20 protein-coding genes and 2 pseudogenes are annotated in these 21,264 nt (G+C 67.0%); 4 read left to right on the plus strand and 18 right to left on the minus strand.

Annotated features, from left to right (window positions below):
* Positions 1-9: 9 nt before the first annotated feature.
* From DNK34_RS14490 to ribBA, 10 genes are all read right to left on the minus strand, one after another.
* Positions 10-528 (minus strand): toxin-activating lysine-acyltransferase, encoded by a 519-nt coding sequence (locus tag DNK34_RS14490; protein WP_131175737.1) that lies wholly within the window; start codon positions 526-528, stop codon positions 10-12.
* A gap of 8 nt (positions 529-536) precedes the next feature.
* Positions 537-2,285 carry a ShlB/FhaC/HecB family hemolysin secretion/activation protein gene (locus DNK34_RS14495; RefSeq protein ID WP_242675332.1) on the minus strand — a complete coding sequence of 583 codons (1,749 nt, stop codon included), beginning with the start codon at positions 2,283-2,285 and terminating at the stop codon, positions 537-539.
* Between the two features lie 205 nt (positions 2,286-2,490).
* Positions 2,491-3,930 (minus strand): cardiolipin synthase, encoded by a 1,440-nt coding sequence (gene cls, locus DNK34_RS14500; RefSeq protein WP_131175738.1) that lies wholly within the window; start codon positions 3,928-3,930, stop codon positions 2,491-2,493.
* A 134-nt stretch (positions 3,931-4,064) separates the two neighbouring features.
* Positions 4,065-5,108, minus strand: coding sequence for an LLM class flavin-dependent oxidoreductase (locus DNK34_RS14505; protein WP_131175739.1), 1,044 nt, complete (start codon positions 5,106-5,108; stop codon positions 4,065-4,067).
* A gap of 147 nt (positions 5,109-5,255) precedes the next feature.
* Positions 5,256-6,260, minus strand: a complete 1,005-nt coding sequence (locus DNK34_RS14510; RefSeq protein WP_131175740.1) for an ABC transporter substrate-binding protein — start codon at positions 6,258-6,260, stop codon at positions 5,256-5,258.
* A 413-nt stretch (positions 6,261-6,673) separates the two neighbouring features.
* On the minus strand, positions 6,674-7,822 hold the full coding sequence (locus DNK34_RS14515; protein ID WP_131175741.1) for an ABC transporter ATP-binding protein: 1,149 nt from the start codon (positions 7,820-7,822) through the stop codon (positions 6,674-6,676).
* 16 nt (positions 7,823-7,838) lie between these two features.
* A complete protein-coding gene (locus tag DNK34_RS14520) occupies positions 7,839-8,648 on the minus strand; it encodes an ABC transporter permease (RefSeq protein WP_131175742.1) in 810 nt (269 codons plus the stop codon).
* Positions 8,649-8,653: 5 nt separating this feature from the next.
* Complete coding sequence (locus tag DNK34_RS14525; protein WP_411269312.1) at positions 8,654-9,562, minus strand: ABC transporter permease; 909 nt, start codon at positions 9,560-9,562, stop codon at positions 8,654-8,656.
* Position 9,563: 1 nt separating this feature from the next.
* A complete protein-coding gene (locus DNK34_RS14530) occupies positions 9,564-10,589 on the minus strand; it encodes a polyamine ABC transporter substrate-binding protein (RefSeq protein WP_131175743.1) in 1,026 nt (341 codons plus the stop codon).
* A gap of 231 nt (positions 10,590-10,820) precedes the next feature.
* Positions 10,821-11,927 (minus strand): bifunctional 3,4-dihydroxy-2-butanone-4-phosphate synthase/GTP cyclohydrolase II, encoded by a 1,107-nt coding sequence (gene ribBA / locus DNK34_RS14535; protein ID WP_131175744.1) that lies wholly within the window; start codon positions 11,925-11,927, stop codon positions 10,821-10,823.
* Positions 11,928-12,002: 75 nt separating this feature from the next.
* On the opposite strand from ribBA, the gene DNK34_RS14540 reads away from it, so the two are divergent.
* The gene (locus DNK34_RS14540) at positions 12,003-12,296 is read left to right on the plus strand and encodes a DUF1330 domain-containing protein (protein ID WP_131175745.1); all 294 of its coding nucleotides are present in this window, start codon (positions 12,003-12,005) and stop codon (positions 12,294-12,296) included.
* Positions 12,297-12,440: 144 nt separating this feature from the next.
* Here the strand turns inward: DNK34_RS14540 and DNK34_RS14545 are convergent, their stop codons facing one another.
* The 8 genes and pseudogenes from DNK34_RS14545 to folE2 form a co-directional block, all read right to left on the minus strand.
* A complete protein-coding gene (locus DNK34_RS14545; RefSeq protein ID WP_131175746.1) occupies positions 12,441-13,004 on the minus strand; it encodes an NUDIX hydrolase in 564 nt (187 codons plus the stop codon).
* Between the two features lie 5 nt (positions 13,005-13,009).
* On the minus strand, positions 13,010-13,759 hold the full coding sequence (locus tag DNK34_RS14550) for a GntR family transcriptional regulator (protein ID WP_131175747.1): 750 nt from the start codon (positions 13,757-13,759) through the stop codon (positions 13,010-13,012).
* 32 nt (positions 13,760-13,791) lie between these two features.
* Positions 13,792-13,994 (minus strand): annotated as a pseudogene (locus DNK34_RS14555) (carboxymuconolactone decarboxylase family protein); the annotation flags it as partial.
* 61 nt (positions 13,995-14,055) lie between these two features.
* Positions 14,056-14,541, minus strand: a complete 486-nt coding sequence (locus tag DNK34_RS14560) for a flavin reductase family protein (protein ID WP_131175748.1) — start codon at positions 14,539-14,541, stop codon at positions 14,056-14,058.
* 22 nt (positions 14,542-14,563) lie between these two features.
* Complete coding sequence (locus DNK34_RS14565; protein ID WP_131175749.1) at positions 14,564-16,045, minus strand: aldehyde dehydrogenase; 1,482 nt, start codon at positions 16,043-16,045, stop codon at positions 14,564-14,566.
* The gene (locus DNK34_RS14570; protein ID WP_131175750.1) at positions 16,042-16,875 is read right to left on the minus strand and encodes an alpha/beta fold hydrolase; all 834 of its coding nucleotides are present in this window, start codon (positions 16,873-16,875) and stop codon (positions 16,042-16,044) included. Before DNK34_RS14570 ends, DNK34_RS14565 begins: the two co-directional genes overlap by 4 nt.
* A 13-nt stretch (positions 16,876-16,888) precedes the next feature.
* A complete protein-coding gene (locus DNK34_RS14575; RefSeq protein ID WP_131175751.1) occupies positions 16,889-17,479 on the minus strand; it encodes an amino acid synthesis family protein in 591 nt (196 codons plus the stop codon).
* 379 nt (positions 17,480-17,858) lie between these two features.
* Positions 17,859-18,762 (minus strand): annotated as a pseudogene (gene folE2 / locus DNK34_RS14580) (GTP cyclohydrolase FolE2).
* 79 nt (positions 18,763-18,841) lie between these two features.
* Between folE2 and dksA the strand changes: the two are divergent.
* From dksA to DNK34_RS14595, 3 genes are read left to right on the plus strand one after another with little or no spacing between them, the layout of a single operon-like run.
* Positions 18,842-19,246, plus strand: a complete 405-nt coding sequence (gene dksA / locus DNK34_RS14585) for an RNA polymerase-binding protein DksA (RefSeq protein WP_131175753.1) — start codon at positions 18,842-18,844, stop codon at positions 19,244-19,246.
* Positions 19,247-19,269: 23 nt separating this feature from the next.
* Positions 19,270-20,475: a zinc metallochaperone GTPase ZigA gene (gene zigA / locus DNK34_RS14590; protein WP_131175754.1), complete on the plus strand. Its 1,206-nt coding sequence runs from the start codon at positions 19,270-19,272 to the stop codon at positions 20,473-20,475.
* Positions 20,475-21,089: a DUF1826 domain-containing protein gene (locus DNK34_RS14595; RefSeq protein WP_131175755.1), complete on the plus strand. Its 615-nt coding sequence runs from the start codon at positions 20,475-20,477 to the stop codon at positions 21,087-21,089. Before zigA ends, DNK34_RS14595 begins: the two co-directional genes overlap by 1 nt.
* The last annotated feature ends 175 nt before the right edge of the window (positions 21,090-21,264 follow it).

The raw sequence follows: 21,264 nt of genomic DNA on the forward strand, positions 1-21,264 counted from the left end.
GTTGGAGAATCAGGCCTCGGTAGCCAGTGGGTGGGCGGCGAACCAGGCTTTCGCCTGCTCCGGAATCACGCCGATGCCGTGGAAGGTCTTGACCTTCAGGCCACGTGTCTCGCCCCGGTGGTAGAGCGCACGGGCACAGTTGTTGGGGAACACCCGGCTGAGCAGCAGGCGGCTGAGCACGGCGGTGTGGCCGAAAGGAGCGATCCAGTCGTTGACCCACAGGCGATCCCCGCTACGCCAGTCGGCCTCGTCCAGCTCGATGGGCGAATGGGTCAGGTAGCGTCGTTCTCTGGCCTCGTCCAGGGTCAGCCAGGCCAGGTAGAACACCGGCTTGCCGTGCTCACTGCCGAGCACGAACTGGCGATGCTTGAGCGCGGGCAGCAGGAGGCGCGACAGCGTATGCAGGGGCGCGTCGCGGTGGGCCTGCGACTGCATCCACAGCCACGTGGCGGCACCCAGGGCGTTCGCCTCGTTCCAGGGTTCGTCGAATACGCCGGGTGCGGTGATTTCGAAGGTGTCGAAGCGCATGGTGGACCTCAGAACGACAGGACGACGGTGAAGGCACTGGTGAAGTCGGCGGTCTCGAAGCCATCGGGCTTCTTCAGCGACGTGCCCCAGGACCAGTCATAGGACAGATTGCGATACGACCCGCGCAGGCCGACCACGGCACCGGCCAGGCGCCGGCCGATCAGGTAGTCGGCGGAGTTGCCGCCGACCTCGCCGTAGTCGACGCCGGCGTACAGCTCCTGGTCGCTGTTACCCAGGGCCAGCCCCAGTTCGTTGCTCAGGGTCCAGCCGCGGTCGGCGGAGAGGATGTTTTCGCCATCGAAACCGCGCACCGTGTAGCGCCCGCCGATACCGAAGCGATCCTGGGGCACCAGTTCCGTGCGGTTCCACTGCGCGCGCCAGGCGCCGAGGTAGCGCAGGCGCTGGCCGTAGGCATCGAAGGGTATTTGCCACTGGGCGTTGCCCTGGATGATCTGCGAGCGCGACGTCCCGTCGCCGAAGGTTTCCTCGGGTGCCGCCAGCGCGTCGTGCGCGCCGGTGCCCCGGCGGTAGCTCAGGCCCAGGTCGAAGGTGGCCGGGCCAATGAATTCGCGGTGGCCGATGCCGGCCTGCCAGCCGGCCATGCGTCGGCGTTGCAGTTCGATCTCGGTGTCGTCGATGAAGTTCTCCGAGGAGCGCGTCCACAGGCTGCCCCACAGGCTGGTCTTGCGCACCGCATCGCGGTAGACCAGGCGTGACAGGCGCAGCTCGTTGTTGCGGCTTTCGCCGCGGTATACGTAGCTCTCGTTGATACCGGCCACGGTCTGGTGGTAGTCGTACTGGCTACTGGTGAACGCCAGCTGCCAGTAGCCGTACGGCACCGAGTAATGCAGCGTGTGGCCCTTCGAGCCGCGGTCGCCGTCCTCGCCGCCGCCCAGGTCGTGGTTGAAGCTGGCGTAGAACAGGTCGTTGAGCGTCAGCGGGTTATCCAGCGACAGGGCTACGGCGCCCTGGTACTTGCCGGTGCTCTTGCTGCCGCCGTTGTCCACCGACAGGCTCAGGCGCGCGGGGAAACGCTGGCGCCAGGCGATCACCACGTCGCTTTCGCCGGGCCCGGCATTGCGGGCGCTGGCCGGTACGATGCGGATGTCGGCATCGGCGGTGGGCACGTGCTTGAAGTTCTCCAGGGCCTGTTCGATGTCGCGCAGGTTGAGCAGGTCGCCAGGGTTGGCGGGGAGGGCGTTGAAGGCATTGGCGCGGCGGCTGGTGCCTTCGTCGAAACGGATGTCGCTGATACGCCCGGGCAGCAGGGTCAGGGTCAGGGCACCGCTGTTCAGATCCTGTGCGCCGGCCAGCACGCGGGTGGTGACGTAGCCCTTGGCGATGATCGCGTTCTGGATGCGTTTCATCGTCAGGTTGATGCCGCGCGAACCCAGGCAGCGGCCCACGGCCGGATCATCCTTGGGGTTGGCCGCCTGCAGGGCCCACTGGAATTGCTCGGCGGCCTCGCCGACCAGTTCGATCCGGTCGATGCGGAAGCATGGCGCTTCTTCCTGTGGCAGGCGGGCCTCGCCCTCTTCCTGCTGTAGGGCTTCCAGGCGCACGTCCGGGCGGGTTTCCAGTTGTTCGCGCAGCACGCGCTCGCGTTCACGCTGGCGCAGCAGCTCTTCTTCGGGCGAGGCGGCCTGGGTGGCCTGGTTCATCGCCAGGGCGGCGAGCAACAGCGGGAATACGGCATGGCGAGCCGTGGCGGGGTACGTTGACCGAGGCGGAACGCGACTCGGAGTGAGTGACTGCATGGCACATCCTTGTGGGCCGACGATAAGGTTTTGAGGTATACGAACGAGCGGCGCGATGTTTGGCCGCTTCGCTTGCGCTCGACGTCTGGTGAGAGCGGAGACGGGAAGAAAAGTTGCGCGGTGGAGGTACTGTTCGTCGGGGCAAATGGTTGGTCTGTGATGTCGCTCACTTTCCAGCCTGCTGCTCCAGACGGGCGCCCTGGGCTCAGAGTATCGGCGAGATCAGCCGGGCCACGCGCATGCCCAGTTGCTGCAGGCGGTGCACGTGCTTGCGGTCGGCGCCGACCAGCTCGCGCGACTGGCTGAAGTCGGCTTCGAGCATGTCCTCGACCTGGCGGGCGCACTCGGCGTCCACGGTGATCAGGGTGATCTCGAAGTTGAGGCGGAACGAGCGGTTGTCCAGGTTGGCGCTGCCCACCGCGCTGATGTCCTGGTCGATCAGCGCCACCTTCTGGTGCAGGAAGCCCGGCAGATAGCGGAATATGCGCACGCCGGCGCGCAATGCCTCCAGGGCGAACAGGCTGGAAGCGGCGTAGACGATGTGGTGATCCGGGCGTGATGGCAGCAGGATGCGCACGTCGACGCCGCGCAGCACCGCCAGGCGCAGGGCGGCGAACAACGACTCGTCGGGAACGAAGTAGGGGCTGGTCAGCCAGATGCGTTCGCGCGCCGCGTTGATCATCTCGACGAACAGCAGCGAGCAGGTTTCCTGGGGGTCGGCCGGGCCGCTGGCGATCACCTGGCAGAGCATGCCCTCGTCGGGATAGCGCTCGGGCAGCAACAGCGGCGGCAGCTCGCGGGTCGCCCAGAACCAGTCCTCGGCGAACGATTCCTGCAGGCAGGCGACCGCCGGCCCGTGCACCTGCACATGGGTGTCGCGCCAGGGCGACAGCGGCGGTTTTTCCCCGAGGTATTCGTCGCCGACGTTGTGTCCGCCGAGGAAGCCGTGTTCGCCATCCACCACCACGATCTTGCGATGATTGCGGAAGTTCAGCTGGAAGCGGTTGAGCAGGCCGCCGCCGGTGGGGAAGGCATGCACCCGCACGCCGCCGGTGCGCAGGCGCTCGACATAGCGCCGCGGCAGGGCATGGCTGCCGACCCCATCGTAGAGGAAATGCACCTGCACGCCCGCGCTGGCACGTTCCAGCAGCACCTGCTGCAGGCGCCGGCCGAGGCCGTCGTCATGCACGATGAAGAACTGGATCAGGATCACCTGGCGGGCGCTGGCCAGCGCCTGCAGGATCGCCGCGAAGGTCGCCTGGCCATCGATCAGCAGGGTCACCTGGTTGTTGGCCAGGCAGGGCATCCGGCCCAGGCGCGGCAGTGCGCGCAGTTGGCCGTAGGCTGCGGACTCGCCGGCGGCGATGGCTTCCTCGACCCAGGGCCGCCAGTCCAGTTCGGCCATGGCCTGGTGCATCTGCTTGTCGACCTGGCGGCGGGCATCGATGTAGGCGTCGAAGCGGCTGCGGCCGAAGACCAGATAGGGCAACAGGGTCAGGTAGGGCATGAAGAACAGCGACAGCGCCCAGGCGATCGCGCCCTGGGCGGTACGTACGGTGAACACCGCGTGGATCGCCGCCAGCACGCCCAGGCTGTGGATGAGTGCGATGAGGTAGCCGAACAGGTGGGAAATGCCGAATTCCATGGAGTGCCTGGAGATCAAGACCTGCCCCAGCATAGTCCAGCTGCCCTGTTCGCCGACAGCCCGCTCTGTGATCCGTGTGTTTCAGCCGTCCCGGTTGGCGCGGGCAGGCCCCAGAGCGGGAGGACAGGCGGGGCTCAGCGGAAGGCCGGCAGCACGTGCTCGATGAACAGCTCCAGGGACTTCTTCTTCTCGGCGTGTGGCAGGCTGTTGTCGGCCCAGAAGCTGAATTCGTCGACACCCAGCTCCTGGTAGTGGCGCAGGCGCGCGATGATTTCCTGGGGCGTGCCGATCATGGTGTTCCTGCGGATGTTCTCCAGCTCGAACTCCGGGCGCTCCTTGAATTTCTCCTCGGGGCTCGGCGCAAGCAGGCCGTCGACCGGGGTGGTCTTGTTGCCGAACCAGGCATCGAAGGTGCGGTAGAAGCGCGAGATGGCGGCGGCCCCGACCTTCCAGCTCTCGGGGTCGTCGGCCAGGTGCACGTGGGTGTGGCGCAGCACCATCAGTTGCGGGCGGGGCACGTCCGGGTTGTTGGCCAGGGCGGCGTTGAACTTGTTGTTCAGGTCGACCACTTCCTCGTCGCCCTTCATCAAGGGCGTGACCATCACGTTGCAGCCGTTGGCCACGGCGAAGTTGTGCGAATCCGGGTCGCGGGCGGCGATCCACATCGGCGGCGTCGGCTGCTGGATCGGCTTGGGCGAGCAGGTCGTCGAGGGGAATTTCCACAGCTCGCCGTCGTGGGCGTAGTTGCCTTGCCACAGCGCCTTGACCGCCGGCACCATCTCGCGCAGGTACTTGCCGCCGTCACTCGCGGGCATGCCGCCGGCCATGCGGTCGAACTCGTACTGGTAGGCGCCACGGGCCAGGCCGACTTCCATGCGGCCATTGCTGATCACGTCGAGCAGGGCGCATTCGCCGGCGACGCGGATCGGGTGCCAGAACGGCGCAATGATGGTGCCGGCGCCCAGGCGGATGCGGCTGGTGCGCGCGGCGAGATAGGCCAGCAGCGGCATCGGGCTGGGCGAGATGGTGTATTCCATGGCGTGGTGTTCGCCGATCCACACGGTGCTGAAGCCGCCGGCTTCGGCCAGCAGGGTCAGCTCGGTCAACTGCTCGAAGAGTTCACGATGGCCGACCTCCTGGTCGTAACGCTCCATATGGACGAACAAAGAGAATTTCATGCCGCTTTCCTCGGTTTCGTAAAGCCTGGGGCGCCGCCGCGTGGCCGGATGGACCGCCGTTCGGAGCTGATCGGTTGTGGTCTATGGTATACCATAATATAAAATACTTTGGCGAGACCTCCCCATTGATCCAGGTCAGCACAAGCGTCAGTTCGAGGCTTGCCAGGCGTTCCAGCGTTCGGCGATGCGCTCGCCGTTCAGGCTCCAGTACTTGAAGTCCAGGGTGATCTGGCTGTCCTTGTGCGCGCCCGGCTGGTCCTGCGCCGCCGCCACCGGTACCAGCTCCGAGGCGCTCAGGTTGACCGGTGCATAGCCGGTCAGCTCGGCGAACGCCGCCTGCGGTTCGGGGCTGGTGGCGTAGGCCATGAACTGGCGCGCCGCCTCGAGGTTGGGCGTGCCGCGGGGGATGACCAGAAAGTCGCCGGTGACCAGGTTCTGCTGCCAGTTGATGGCCACCGGTGCGCCCTGGCCCTGCAGGGCGTTGACCCGGCCGTTCCAGAACATGCCCAGGCTGGCGTCACCCGAGGCCAGCAACTGCTGCGACTCGTCGCCGCTGCCCCACCAGGCGATGTCGTTCCTGATGCTGTCGAGCTTGCGGAACGCCCGATCCAGGTCCAGCGGATAGAGCGCGTCGGCCGCGACGCCATCGGCGAGCAGGGCGATCTCCAGCACCCCGGGGCTCGGCCATTTGTACAGCGCCCGTTTGCCGGGGTAGGCCTGGGTGTCGAACAGCGCGGCCCAGCCCTGGGGCGCGCTCGACAACACCTGGGTGTTGTAGCCGAGGATGAAGGAGAAGTAGAACGAGCCGACGCCGTAGATGGTGACGAAGCGCGGGTCGATGGTGCGCTTGGCGATCTGCTTGAAGTCCAGCGGCTCGAGCAGCCCTTCACGGCCGGCGCGCAGGGCGAAGTCCGCTTCCACGTCGACCACGTCCCAGGTCACCTTGCCGTTCTCCACCATGGCCTTGAAGGCCGCATAGTCGGTCGGCCCGGCCTGTTCGACGCGGATGCCGGTTTCTGCGCTGAAGGGTTCGGCCCAGGCCTTGCTCTGCGCCGCCTGGGTGCTGCCGCCCCAACTGACGAAGGTGATGGTCTGGTCGGCATGGACCGCCGTGGCGGATAGGATGAGTAGCATGGCCAGCAGTACGCGCATTGAATTCCCTCCCGATTTTTCGAAAACGCCTGGGGCTATGGCGCAACCCCCGGGCACACGGCATGGCTCTCGCACGGGCGGGGCCAATGCGGATTGGCATGTAGTCGATGTATTCAGGTATACCGTAATATGGTAAAGCAAGATGCGCTCCACTTCTCACGGAGCGTCGCGGGCTGCGCATCGAGTGGAGCAGGGGAAAGGTAGCGACGCCGAACGCCGCCTGGTTGGGCACTGCGGTACCACTGCCGCCCGTGGCGGCCGTTACCATCGCCGCCGGCGTTACCGGCTCGCCTGCCTGATTCTGGGTCAGGCCAGGCTGGGCCGTGCACCCATCCTGCCCAGGCAGTGCTCGCCCGCGCTGATCGCCGCGACCTGGGGCGGCAGCGGGGTTACCGGGTTCGCTCGGCGCCCACTCAATGGGCGCCAGCGGCCTTGGTCAGGTCGCTTTCGTTCCAGCTGTCGTACAGGCAGGCATCGCTGGCCGCCCAGCGGACTCGTGCCTGCGCCCCCGGCTGCAGCGGTTGCACGGCGTTGCCCAGGGTCTTGAGGGTCAGCCGGCAGCCGCCGGGGGTGACCACGTGACAGGTCAGGCTCTCGCCGAGGAACACCACTTCGCCGACCTGCACGCCGATCTCGTTCCAGCCGGCCGGCAGCGGCGTTTGCCTGGCGACGTCCAGCGGCAGCACCTGGGCTTTCTCCGGGCGCAGCATCAGCAGCACGTCCTGGTCGTTGCGCAGCTGGGCGGTCGGGGTGATAGCCAGGCTCTGCTGTTCGAACGCCACCGATGCCTGGCCACTGACCCTGGCGCGCAGGAAGTTGGAATTACCGAGGAACGAGGCGACGAAGGCGTTCGGCGGGTTCTGGTACAGGTCATAGCCGCTGCCCAGGCCGACGATCCTGCCGTGGCTGAAGATGGCGATGCGCTGCGACAGGCGCATGGCTTCTTCCTGGTCATGGGTGACGTAGACGATGGTGATGCCCAGGCGCCGGTGCAGGTGGCGCAACTCGTCCTGCAGGTCCTCGCGCAGCTTCTTGTCCAGCGCCCCGAGCGGCTCGTCCATCAGCAGGATGCGCGGTTCGTAGACCAGCGCCCGGGCGATCGCCACGCGCTGCTGCTGGCCGCCGGACAGTTGCGCCGGGCGGCGGTGGGCGAAGGCCTCCAGCTGCACCAGCTTGAGCATGGCCTCGACCCGGCGCTGCTGCTCGGCGGCGCTCAGCTTGCGGATGGCCAGGGGAAAGGCGATGTTCTGGCGTACGTCGAGGTGCGGGAACAGCGAGTAGCGCTGGAACACCATGCCGATATCGCGCTTGTGCGGCGGCACCTTGACCAGAGATTTGCCCCCGACGAGGATTTCCCCGGAGCTGGGCGTCTCGAAGCCGGCGAGCATCGACAGCGTGGTGCTCTTGCCGGAGCCGCTGGAGCCGAGGAAGGTGAGGAACTCGCCGTCCTGGATGTCCAGGGAGATGTTGTCCACGGCGCTGAAGTCGCCGTAGTGCTTGTTCAGGTTGCGCAGGCTGACCAGCGTCTGCGGCGTCCGGTGTTCTTGGATGACAGCACTCATGAAGGCTCCTCGGCGTTCAGGCGTTGACGTCGTTGCGCCGGCGCAGAATGGCGGCGGCGACCATGACCAGCAGGGAAAGACCGATCAGCAGCGTCGAAGCGACGGCGATCACCGGGGTGAGATCCTGGCGCAGGGTCGTCCACATCTTCACCGGCAGCGTCTGCAGGCCGGGGCTGGCCATCATCACGCTGAGCACCACCTCGTCCCAGGACACCAGGAAGGCGAACAGGCCGCCGGCCACCAGCCCCGGGCGAATCGCCGGGAAGGTCACCTTGACGATGGCCTGCAGGCGCGTGGCGCCGCAGATCACCGCGGCATCCTCGATGGCCTGATCGAACAGCTTCAGCGAGTTGATGATCGAGATGATGGTGAACGGCAGCGCGACGATCACGTGGCTGACCACGAAGGCGAACAGGGTGCCGGTGTAGCCGAGCCTGAGAAACAGTGCGTAGACCGCCACGGCGATGATCACCAGCGGCACGATCATCGGCAGGGTGAACAGCGCGTAGAGCAGCTCGCGTCCGGGGAAGCGGCCGCGCACCAGGGCGAAGGCGCTGGGCAGGCCGATGGCCACGGCGCAGACGGTGGTCAGCACGGCCACCTTGAGGCTGACCAGGGCCGCGTCCATCCACTGCGGGTTGGCGAAGAACTGCTCGTACCACTTCAGTGTCCAGCCCGGCGGCGGGAATACCAGCCATTGCGAGGAGCCGAAGGACAGCAACACGATGAACAGGATCGGCAACAGCAGGAACACGGCGATCAGCGCCGTGGTCAGGGCCAGGCCGTAGCGCAGGCCGCGGCCCATGGCATTGGGTGACAGCAGCATGGCGCTTACCTCGCGGTACTGGAAGCCACCGGCGATTCCGGTTGCAGCTTCAGGTAGACGTAGAACAGCACCAGCGTGATCAGGATCAGCAAGGCTGCCGCCGCGCTGGCAATGCCCCAGTTGAGGAACGATTGCACCTGCTGGATGATGAACTCCGGCAGCATCATGTTCTGTGCGCCACCGAGCAGCGCCGGCGTCACGTAGTAGCCCAGGGACATGACGAACACCATCAGGCCGCCGGAGAAGATGCCCGGCCGGCACAGCGGCAGGAACACCTTGAAGAAGTTGCGCCACGGGCTGGCGCCGCAGATCGAGCCGGCCTGCAGCACCATCGGGTCGATGGCGCTCATGGTCGCCTGCAGCGGCAGCACGATGAACGGAATCATGATGTAGCTCATGCCGATCACCACGCCGGTCAGGTTGTGCACCATCTGCAGCGGCTGGTCGATGATGCCCATGGCCATCAGCGCCTTGTTCACCACCCCGGAGGCCTGCAGCAGCACCAGCCAGGAGTAGGTGCGCGCCAGCAGGCTGGTCCACATCGACAACAGCACGATGTTGAGCAGCCAGCGGCCCCAGCCACGCGGTGTCAGGGTGATCGCCCAGGCCAGGGGAAAGCCCAGCAGCAGGCTGATCAGGGTGACCAGCCCGGCCACGGCGAAGGTGTTGAACAGCACCTTCGAATAGGCCGCGTTGGCGAACAGCTGCTCGTAGTTGCCCAGCCCGGGCACCGGTTCCAGCACGCCGCGCAGCAGCAGGCCGATCAGCGGGGCGAGAAAGAACAGGCCGAGAAACAGCAGCGCCGGCAGCAGCCAGGGGGCGCCGCGCCAGCGCGCCGCCCGTTCGGCGCCGGTCGCCTCGCTGGCCCGTCGGCTGGCTGCCGCGGCGGTCATCGAGGTGCGCAGGGCCGTCATCTCACTTCACCAGCCATTCGTTCCAGCGGGTGGCGATCTGCGCCCCGTTCTCCGCCCAGTAGGCGTAGTCCAGGGTGACTTGATCGGCTTCGTGCGCGGTGGGCAGGTTGGGCGCCAGCACCGAGTCCAGGCGTTGCACGCTGTCGACGTTGACCGGGGCGTAGGCGGTGAGGTTGGCGAAATCGGCCTGGCCCTTGGCGGCACTGGCATTGGCCAGGAATTTCATGGCCGCGTCCTTGTTCTTGGCGCCCTTGGGGATGACCAGGAAATCGGCCATGACCAGGTTCTGCTTCCAGCTCAGGCCGACCGGCGCGCCTTCTTCCTGCAAGGCGTAGAGGCGACCGTTCCAGAACTGGCCGAGGCTGACTTCGCCGGAGGCCAGCAACTGCTGCGATTGCGCACCGCCGCCCCACCAGACGATGTCCTTCTTGATGGTGTCGAGTTTCTTGAAGGCGCGATCCAGGTCCAGCGGATAGAGCTTGTCGGCGGCGACGCCGTCGGCCAGCAAGGCCAGCTCGATCACCCCGGGGCTCGGCCATTTGTACAGGGCACGCTTGCCGGGGTAGGTCGCCGTGTCGAACAGCGCGCTCCAGTCCTCCGGCTGCTGGTTGCCGAGGCGGCTCTCGTTGTAGCCGAGCACGAAGGAGAAGAAGAACGAGCCGACGCCGTGATCGGAGACGAAGCGCGGGTCGATCTTGTCGCGCTCGATGACGCCGAAGTCCAGCGGTTCGAGCAGGCCTTCGGCGGCGGCGCGCAGGGCGAAATCGGCCTCCACGTCGACCACGTCCCACTGTACGTTGCCGCTTTCGACCATGGCCTTGAGCTTGCCGTAGTCGGTGGGCCCGTCCTGCACCACGGTGATCCCGTTGGCCTTGCTGAACGGGTCGGCCCAGGCCGCCTTCTGCGCATCCTGGGTGGTGCCGCCCCAACTGACGAAGTTGACGGTTTCGGCCGCCGCCGTGGTGACCACTGCCGCACTCAGGATGCTCGCGGCGAGCACCGAGCTCATACCTTTGATAAACACCATCTTGCTTGCCCTCTTTGTTGTGTTTTTCGCAAGCGGACGTTGTGCCCGCTTAACCGGAGCAGTGGATCAAATGGATCGTCAATGGCGGCCGATATCGGGTGCTGTTGTTTGTGCTCTGTCTTGCGTGGCACTCGATAAACAGGTTGGCCTTAGGAATGTCATATTATGGTATTCCAAACTTTCTGCAAGCGCTTTGGGTCTCATCGCCGCTCGGGCGCAGGTCTTCCGGCGTCAGGCGAACGGCACGCTTTCCACCACCTCCAGCTCGTAGCCGGCAAGGCCGGCGTACTTGAGCGGCGGGCCGAGGTGGCGCAGCTTGCCGATGCCGAGGTCCTGCAGGATCTGTGCCCCGGTGCCGACTTCCGAGTAGACCCGCGACCGACCGCGGTCGAAGGGGCGCTGCGGCTGGGTCAGTTGCGGCACCCGTTCCAGCAGCGCCTGGGACGATTCGTGGTTGGCCAGCACCACCACCACGCCCTGGCCCTCGGCGGCGATGCGTTCCAGGGCGGCCCACAGCGTCCAACTGCGCGGGCCGCTGTATTCGGCGCCGACCAGGTCGCGCAAGGGGTCGATGGCATGCACCCGCACCAGGGTGGGCTGGTCATGCCGGATCTCGCCCATCACCATGGCCATGTGCACGCCACCGGCGAGGCGATCCTCGTAGGTGATCAGGCGGAATTCCCCGTGCACGGTGGGCAACGCACGCTCGCCGATGCGGGTGACCGTGTGCTCGGTGCTCAGGCGGTGCTGGATGAGGTCGGCGATGCTGCCGATGCGGATGCCGTGCCGCTGGGCGAAGGTCTCCAACTGCGGGCGCCGGGCCATGCTGCCGTCCTCGTTCATCACCTCGACGATCACCGCCGCCGGCGTCAGCCCGGCCAGACGCGCCAGGTCGCAGCCGGCCTCGGTATGCCCGGCCCGGGTCAGCACGCCGCCTTCCTTGGCGCGCAGCGGGAAGATATGCCCCGGCTGCACCAGGTCGGCCGGCGTAGCGCCCGGCGCCACGGCGGTGAGCACGGTATGCGCGCGGTCGGCCGCGGAAATGCCGGTGGTGATACCGCTGGCGGCTTCGATGGACACGGTGAAAGCGGTGGAAAACACGCTACCGTTGCTGGGCACCATCTGCTCCAGGCCGAGCCGCTGGCAGTGTTCCTCGGTGAGGGTCAGGCAGATCAGGCCGCGCGCCTCGCGGGCCATGAAATTGATCGCCTGGGGCGTGCAGAACTCGGCGGCGAGCAGCAGGTCGCCTTCGTTCTCGCGGTCCTCGTCATCGACCAGCAGCACCATCTTGCCCTGGCGCAGGTCATCGACGAGTTCGCTGATGGGATGAAAGGGCATGGCGGTTCTCGTCGGCTGAGTTAATGTGAATAATGGTATACCGTAATACGAAAGCAAATTAAAGGAGGTCAACCGATGAAGGGTTACTGGATCGCGCACGTGGACGTCACCGACCCCGAGCGCTACGTGGAATACACCCGGCGCGCCCCGGCGGCCTTCGCCGCCTTTGGTGGCAGGTTTCTCGCCCGCGGCGGCCGTTCCGAGGCGCAGGAAGGCCGCGCCACGCCGCAGCGCAGCGTGGTGATCGAATTCCCTTCCTACGACCAGGCCGTGGCCTGCTACCGCTCCGAGGCCTACCAGCAAGCCAGCAGTTACCGGACTGGCGCGGCGCGTTCGGAAGTGATCATCGTCGAGGGTATGGGGGGCTAGGCGTTTTTGACGATGGAGGGGCGGCTGCAAAGCGGAAGCGGACGTTCGTAGGATGGGTGAAACCCATCAATTGCCGACGGGTTGCACCCATCCTACAACCGTTCGCTCCCGCCTTTAATCGGCCCATGCCTGGCTGTTGACCATTTAGCGAATGAAATGAATCTTGCCGTTGTCGTCGCTGCCCATGTAGATCCCGTAGATGCCCGCTTCGCGCTCGGCGATGTAGCGCTCGAGGATCTGGCGGATGGCCGGGTAGTAGATCTGCTCCCAGGGGATGTCTTCGGGGGCGAAGAAGCGCCGGGCCAGGGTTTCGCTGCCGAAATGCCCGGTGTCGCGCAGCAGGCGGGCGCGGAAGATCAGGTACACCTCGCTGATCGCCGGCACGCTGAAGATCGAGTAGGGGCAGAGAATCTCGGCGATCACCCCGGCTTCCTCGCGCACTTCGCGCAGGGCCGCCTGCTCGGTGGTTTCGCCGTTCTCCATGAACCCCGCCGGTAGCGTCCAGGTGCCGATGCGCGGGGCGATGGCGCGCTGGCACAGCAGGTAGCGCCCGTCCTGCTCGATGATGCAGCCGGTGATGAGCTTGGGATTCTCGTAGTGAACGTGCCCGCAACCGGCGCAGACCAGGCGCGGGTGGTCGTCACCCGCCGGCTGGCGCCGCTCCAGCGAGGCGCTGGCGCACTGGCTACAGAAGCGCGGGCCGGGCATGGGCGTCAGCGACCGATACGCGGCTCTTGCAGGGCGATGGGGGCGACGATGTCACGGGCCTTGGCGCCTTCCTGCTTGGCTTCCAGGTACTCCAGGGCGACCCTGGCGGCGGAACGCACATGATCCACCGAGGCCTGGTGCGCGGCCAGCGGATCGCCGCTCTTGATCGCCTCGACGATGCGCTCCATTTCCTCGTTGCTGGTGCTGCGGCGGTTGGTCTGCGAGACCGAGGTGGCGCGCAGGTAGCTGATGCGCGCCTGCAGCTGGCGCAACTGGGTGGCGGCGATATCGTTGCCCGAGCCCTCCATCAGCACGTTGTAGAAGTTCTGCACCGACTCCAGCACCTGCTGCAGCTCGCCTTCCTCGAGGGTCTTGCGGTTGTTCTCCAGGGCGCGTTCCAGGGCGCGGATGTCCTTGGCCCGGGCGCGCAGGGTGAACAGCTGGACGATCATGCCTTCCAGCACGCAGCGCAGCTCGTAGAGATCGCAGGCGTCTTCCAGGGTGATGATGGCCACTCGCGGGCCCTTGGCGTCGGCGAACTCCACCAGGCCTTCGGACTCCAGGTGGCGCAGCGCCTCGCGCACCGAGGTGCGGCTGACGCCGAGCCGGTCGCAGAGGTCGCGCTCGACCAGGCGGTCGCCGGGCAGCAGCTGGAAGTTCATGATGGCGTTGCGCAGCTTGTCCAGAACGATTTCCCGCAGCGTCACGGGGTTGCGGTTGACCTTGAAGCTGTCGTCGATCGGCTGGCGTTTCATGGTTAGGGCTCGAGTTATAGGTATGGGATCACTCACAACCAGGCCTCGGCATCCGCTTCGGCAAAGGCCTCGCGGCAGATCCCGAGCTGAAGCGGTATGCCGCGGATCTGCTCATGGCCGGGGCCGTTGCGCAGGGCGCGGCGAATGCGCGGGGGCGGTTGAGCGCGGAAATCATGGCCAAGTTTATCATGCCGCGTTCCTGCATCGATAAGCCTTCCCGGCCCCGGACATGGCCCCCGGCCGGACTCGCCGACCAGCCCCTTGGCAGTAGAAAACGCTCACGCGCGCCAAGGGCTTCAGGCGATGGCCGGCAGGGCGCCGAGCTTGCCGCGGTGGTAGATCATCGGCACCGGCTGCTCGTCGGGCAGGATCAGGTTGCGCACGGCGCCGACCATGATCGCGTGGTCGCCGCCGTCGTACTCGCGCCACAGTTCGCACTCGATGATCGCCGAGGCCTTGCTCAGCAGCGGGTTGCCGCGCTCGCTCAGGTGCCACTCGATACCGGCGGCCTTGTCCTTGCCCTTGCCGGCGAAGGCATAGGCCTCGGCCTGCTGGTCGGCGGACAGCAGGTGGATGGCGAAGCGCTTGCTGTCGCGCAGCACCGGGTAGGAATCGGAGGCGTAGTTGGGGCAGAACAGCACCAGCGCCGGGTCGATCGACAGCGCGCTGAAGGCGCTGGCGGTGATGCCGACGATGCCGCCGTCGGGGCCCAGGGTGGTGACGATGGTGACGCCGGAAGGAAAGGCGGCCATCACGGCTTTGTACAGTCCGGGTTCGATCATGGTGGTACTTACCTCGATGCGCTCAGCGCATCACGAACGGGTCGGGCATCGGTGCCTGGGACAGGTTGATCCACACGGTTTTCAGCTCGGTATAGGCCAGCAGCGAATCGATGCCGCTCTCGCGGCCATAGCCGCTGTTGCCGAAACCGCCGATGGGTGCCATGGCCGAGACGGCGCGGTAGGTGTTGACCCAGACGATCCCCGAGCGCACGCCTTTGGCCAGGCGGTGGGCGCGGCCCAGGTCGCGGGTCCAGATACCGGCGGCCAGGCCGAACTGCGAGTCGTTGGCCATGGCCAGCGCCTCGGCCTCGTCCTTGAAGCGGATCACCGAGGCCACCGGGCCGAACACCTCCTCCTGCATGATGGTCATCGCCTGGCTGTCGCACTCGAACAGGGTCGGCTCGTAGTACCAGCCCTCGCTGTCCAGCGGCGGGCGCTTGCCGCCCAGGCGCAGGATGGCGCCCTCGGCGACGGCGGTGGCGACCAGGCGCTCGACCACGGCCAGTTGCTGGGCGGTGGCCATGGGGCCCATCTCGCTGGCGTCGTCCTGCGGATTGCCGATGCGGATGCGCCTGGCGCGCTCGATCAGGCGCTCGACGAAGGTGTCGTAGATGCTGTCCTGCACCAGCAGCCGCGACCCGGCCACGCAGCTCTGCCCGGAGGCGGCATAGATGCCGGCGACCACGCCGTTGATGGCGCTGTCGAGATCGGCATCGGCGAAGATGATGTTGGGCGATTTGCCGCCCAGCTCCAGGGACAGTTTGGCGAAGTTCTCGGCACTGGCGCGCACCACATGGCGGGCGGTGGCGGCGCCGCCGGTGAAGGCGATCTTGCGCACCAGCGGGTGGCTGCTCAGGGCGGCGCCGGCGGTCGGGCCATAGCCGGTGACCACGTTGACCACGCCTGGCGGAAAGCCCGCTTCGAGGGCCAGGCGCGCCAGTTCGAGGATGGTCGCCGAGGCATGCTCGGAGGGCTTGAGCACGATGGTGTTGCCGGCGGCCAGGGCCGGCGCGAGCTTGATCGCGGTCAGGTACAGCGGGCTGTTCCAGGGAATGATCCCGGCCACCACGCCAAGCGGCTCGTGGCTGGTGTAGGCGAACATGTCCGGCTTGTCGAGGGGCAGGGTGCCGCCTTCGAGCTTGTCGGCCAGGCCGGCGGTGTAGTGGAAGAACTCCGGCAGGTAGCCGACCTGGCCGCGGGTCTCGCGGATCAGTTTGCCGTTGTCGCGGCTTTCCAGCTGGGCCAGGGCTTCCCTGTGGTCGGCGATCAGGTCGCCGAGGCGGCGCAGCAGCTTGCCCCGTGCGGTGGCGCTGAGGGTGCGCCAGGCCGGGTCGTCGAAGGCGGCCTGGGCGGCCTGCACCGCGTGCTCGACATCCTCGGCGCCAGCGTCGGGCAGTTCGGCCCAGGGCTTGGCCAGGGCCGGGTCGAAGCTCTGGAAGGTGTTGCCGGACCGGGCATCGAGCCACTGGCCGTCGATACACATCTGGTAGCGTGCGAGCGTCATGCGACGATCCCCTTGGCGATGTTCTGAAGGCGGGCGACCTGTTCGAGGAATTCCAGCAGCAGCTGGTTGACCAGCCGCGGCGATTCCACCGGCATCATATGCCGTTGTTCCGCGAGCACGGCGGTTCTGGCGCCCGGGATGCAGCGCGCCAGTTGCCGGGCCATCTCCGGGGTCGAACCCGGGTCCAGCTCGCCGGTGGCGATCAGCGTCGGCACGCGGATGCTGGCCAGGTCGTCGACACGGTACATGTCCTGGGTGGCGAACAGGGTATAGGTGGTCAGGTAGCCCTGGGCGTCGTTGCCGGCCAGGGTCTGGCGGATGGCGGCGATCTGCGCCGGGTTGGCCGCCTGGTACTCGCGGCTGAACCAGCGCGACAGCGCCGCCTCGGCATTGGCATCGGGGCCGTGTTCGGCGGCCTGGGCGGTGCGCGCGATGACCCCGGCGCGCTGCTCGGGGCTGCGGTTGAACACGCTGTTGAGCACCACCAGCGCGGCGATCTGCTGCGGATGGTGCAGGGCGAAGGCCCGCGCCACCAGCCCGCCCATGGAGAAGCCGACGACCATGGCCTGGGGCAGCTGCAGGTGCTCGAGCAGTTCGCGCAACTGATCGGCATAGCCGGCCAGGCCGATGTCCGGGGCCGGTCGCGGGCTGTCGCCGTGGCCGAGCATGTCGTAGGCGATGACCTGGAAGTGCGGCGCCAGGCCGACGATCTGCCCGCCCCACATTTCCTTGTTCAGGCCGACGCCGTGGATCAGCACCACGGCTTGGCCCTGGCCGGTCACCAGGTAGCTGGTGCCGGCCGGCGTGCGTTCGGCAGTGAGCCCAATCATGCGATGCTCCTGCTCAGCGGCCCTGCTCGGCGGCCAGCTCTTCCAGATCGATGTAGCGATTGCCGATGCGCGGGTGCAGGCGGCCGCCATCGGCCGCGCCGAGCACCACGACGATCTCGTCGGCGCGCGGTGCATCCTCGATGCGCATTTCCAGGGTGACGTAATGCGAGCGCAGGCCTTCGTCGTCCTTGTGCATCATCGGGATCTGGATCGAGGTGCCCGGGCCGCCGCGCTTGTTGGTGAAGCTCAGGTAGCTCTTGGCCTTGACCGCCTCGCGGTAGTGGTTGCCGAAGCGCAGGGTGTGGATGACCGCCGAGGCATGCTCGATCTCGCCATCGGCGCCGACCACCGCGGCCTTGCCGTAGGCCTCGATGCGCGCGGCGCCACCGATGGCCGCGCTCAGACGCTCGACCATCAGCGCGCCGAGGGCAGAGCAATTGGCCTTGATCTCGGGCTTGAGGTCTTCGACGAAACCCTTGCCGGCCCAGGGATTGCGGATCACCACGGCCAGGCCGACCATGGTCACCGGCTTGTCGGTGGCCTTGCCGCCCTCGCTGAGGGTCTCTTCTACATAACTGACGATCTTGCGGATTTCGAAACTCATGACGGGCCCTTAGCAGGTTGGGATTGAGTATTATGGTATACCAGAATACGCAATATGCAAGCAGGCCCGATGGCAGGCACGGTGGTGCCTCGCGCATACTGACGAGGCGCCCTGGCTGTGTGTCATGAGAGTGAAAACCGCTGCACCAGCCCAATGCCGATCAGACAAGGTTTTTGCAGGAGCAGAAGAGCGGCAAACCGCCGCCCGTGCAGGAGCGTCGACCTCGGCGCGATGCGAGGCTGGCCATCCAGTGGAATCCGAGGCGTGGGCACCATTCGCCGCGGGGTCGCGGCTCCTACAGGACCAGGGCAAGCCGCCGCAAACGCTTGACTGACTGGCATTATGCACCAGCCGCCTTGGCGGGCGGCTGGTGGGTCGGTCACGGGGTCGACGGAGCCAGGTTCCAGGCGTGGCTGGCGCTGGCCACGGCGTCGTGGGCGTGCAGGCTTTCGGCGTGCACCACGCGCAGATGGAAGCCATCGATGCCGGGGAAGTCGACAAGCATGCCGTGCAGGCGCCGGGCGGCATCTTCGCAGAACATCGGGTTCTGCCCATTGGCCAGGGCGAATGCCTGCTCGTCGGCACGCTTGACCGCCGTCTGTAGCGCCGTCGCCAGAACCGCCTCGGCCCCGTCGAGTAGTCTCCTGATCGGCAAGTCGCCGGCATCCTCGGGCAGGCGTACGTGCAGTTCGGCAGTGCTGCGCTGACTGTGCGGGGTGGCGACGATGCCCTCGCTGCTGCCGAGCCAGGCGAGCACCTGCCGATGGCTCGGTGACTGGCCGTCGAAGTCCTCGCTGAAGCGCTGCTGGATCAACTGCCGCGCCAGCGCGGCCGAGCAGGGGCAGGTGGAGGAGTAGCCCAATTGCAACCGCAGTTCCACGTGAAACCCCTGGGGCCCCAGGCGTGCCTGGACCTGCAGCGGGTACGCCTTCCAGCCGGACAGCGGGCTGACCAGTGCCGGTCGCTCGAGCAGCAGTTCAGCGTCCAGGCGCAGCGAGGCACGCCGCGAAAGCCCGCGATGACTGTCGAGAAAGGTCTGCAGCACCCGGCGCAGGAGCCCGGGCGACAGCGCCTGGTGTTCCAGTTCGGCGAGCGCCAGGTACAGCCGTGACATGTGAATGCCCCGGGCGGCGCCATCGTCGAGGCTGACCCCGGCATCGGCCCGGGCGCCCAGGCGCTGCCCTTCGACCCGTATCGGCAGGGCGATACCACACATGCCCACCCAGTCCAGGGCGGCCTGGTCGGCAGCTTTGCTGCCCGGCGATATCGGGCAGCTTGCTCATGACGCTCATCGTTTTCACCGTTGCCAAATGAATTTAAATGTTATGTTATAACAAATATATCCATTTGAACGAGGCCACCATGACGGTCGATGAACTGCTCGCCCAGCCTGCGGCGGCCTATATGAACGATGAGCAACAGGCGTTCTTCCAGCAGTTGCTGAAGACCCAGCGCAGCGAGCTGCAGCAGCGTATCGACGACGAGTTCGGTGCGCTGCGCGAGCAGGACCGGCCCGCCGACGAGGCCGACCAGGCCAGCCGCGAGGAACAGCGGCAGTGGCAACTGCGCCTGCTCGAACGGGAGAAGAAGCTGCTGGACAAGATCGACGAAGCCCTCGAGCGGCTGGCCCGGGGCGAATACGGCTGGTGCCGCGAAACCGGCGAGCCCATCGGCCTGCAGCGCCTGCTGCTGCGGCCCACCGCGACCCTGTGCATCGAGGCGAAAGAGCGCGAAGAACAGCGCGAACGCCACCGCCGCTCCGTGTAACCCCCGCTGATGAGGAAACCGCCATGCCCAACCGCCTACCCGTTACCGTACTGTCCGGCTTTCTCGGCGCCGGCAAGAGCACCCTGCTCAATCATGTGCTGAAGAACCGCGAGGGCCTGCGTGTCGCGGTGATCGTCAACGACATGAGCGAGATCAACATCGACGGCAGCGAGGTGCAGCGCGATGTCAGCCTCAACCGCGCCGAAGAAAAACTGGTGGAGATGAGCAACGGCTGCATCTGCTGCACCCTGCGCGAGGACCTGCTGGACGAGGTTGGCCGGTTGGCCCGCGATGGCCGCTTCGACTACCTGCTGATCGAGTCCACCGGCATTTCCGAGCCGCTGCCGGTGGCGGAGACCTTCACCTTCCGCGACGAACAGGGGCAGAGCCTGGCCGACCTGGCGCGCCTGGATACCCTGGTCACGGTGGTCGACGGGGTGAATTTCCTGCCGGACCTGCAGGCCGCCCAGAGCCTGGCCAGCCGTGGCGAAAGCCTCGGCGAGGAGGATGAGCGTTCGATCGCCGACCTGCTGATCGAGCAGGTGGAGTTCGCCGATGTCCTGCTGATCAGCAAGATCGACCTGATCAGCCAGGCCGAGCGCGAGGAGTTGCAGGCCATCCTCAGGGGCCTCAATCGCCGCGCCGAGATCCTGCCGATGAGCATGGGCGCCGTGCCCCTGGCGCAGATTCTCGACACCGGCCGCTTCGATTTCGAGCGCGCCGCCGAGGCGCCGGGCTGGCTCAAGGAACTGCGCGGCGAACACCAGCCGGAGACCGAGGCGTACGGCATCGCCTCGCTGGCCTATCGCGCCCGGCGGCCGTTCCACCCGCAGCGCTTCCACGACTTCCTCAACCGCGAGTGGCGCAATGGCCGGCTGCTGCGCTCCAAGGGCTTCTTCTGGCTGGCCAGCAAGTACCAGGAGGCCGGCAGCTGGTCGCAGGCCGGCGGGCTGATGCGCCATGGCCTGGCGGGGCGCTGGTGGCGTTTCGTGCCCAAGAGCCAGTGGCCGCAGGACGAGGAAGGCCTGCAGGCGATCATCCGTCACTGGGACAAGGTCTGTGGCGACTGCCGCCAGGAACTGGTGTTCATCGGCCAGCACATCGACTTCGCCCGGCTCGCGGCCGAGCTGGATGCCTGCCTGCTGAGCGATGCGGAAATGGCCGCCGGCGTCGAAGCCTGGCGGCGGTTGCCCGACCCCTTCGGGCCCTGGCACGAGGTGGCCGCCTGATGCTGGCGGCCGTATTCGCCGCCGCGCCGCGCCAGGTCAGCGGCGCCGATGTGCAGGTGCTCGGTGAGGCGTTGCGCGACCCGGTCAACCTGGCCATCTGGCAGCGCCGCTTGGCGCCCCACGTGGCGACCTTCGCCGAGCAGTTGCTGGCCCAGGGCGAGCCACTGGCGCAGTCGTTGAGCCTGCGGTTGCCCAGCGCCGAGGCCGAGCCGGATCTGTCCGGCCTGCTCGCGGGCTATAGCGACATGCCCGGCCAGGCGGCGTTTCTCGCCGATGTGGCCTGGCTGGTAAGGGCCTACGCCTGCCTGCTCGATGCCCGCAGCATCGGCTTGCGCCTGCGCGCCCTGGACAACGCCATGTGCCCGCGCTTTCACGTCGACCAGGTACCGCTGCGGCTGATCACCAGCTATGCCGGCAGCGGCAGCCAGTGGCTGCCCGGCTCCCTGGCCACGGCCCGCGCCGATGCCGTGCCCGAGCAGATCGCGTGCGGCCATGTGGCCTTGCTCAAGGGCGAGCGCTGGACGGGCAACGAAGGGCGTGGCCTGGTACACCGCTCTCCGCCCCTGGCGGCGGGTGAGCGGCGCTTGCTGCTGACGCTGGACTGGCTGGCGTAAGGGGTAGCCGGCCACGAAAAATCGCCGGGTGTTTTTGACGTCGCTTGCGACGAGCGTAGATAGCGTCTTGCTCCTTGGCCTGCAAGCGCCCGTTCGCAGTCCGGGTCCGGCGCGATGCGCTGGCGGCCATGCCGCAGAAATCGCGCTATGGCCACGCTCGCCGCGAGGTCGCGGC

Origin of the sequence: Phytopseudomonas dryadis (genome assembly GCF_004327355.1) — a bacterium.
Lineage (GTDB): Bacteria > Pseudomonadota > Gammaproteobacteria > Pseudomonadales > Pseudomonadaceae > Aquipseudomonas > Aquipseudomonas dryadis.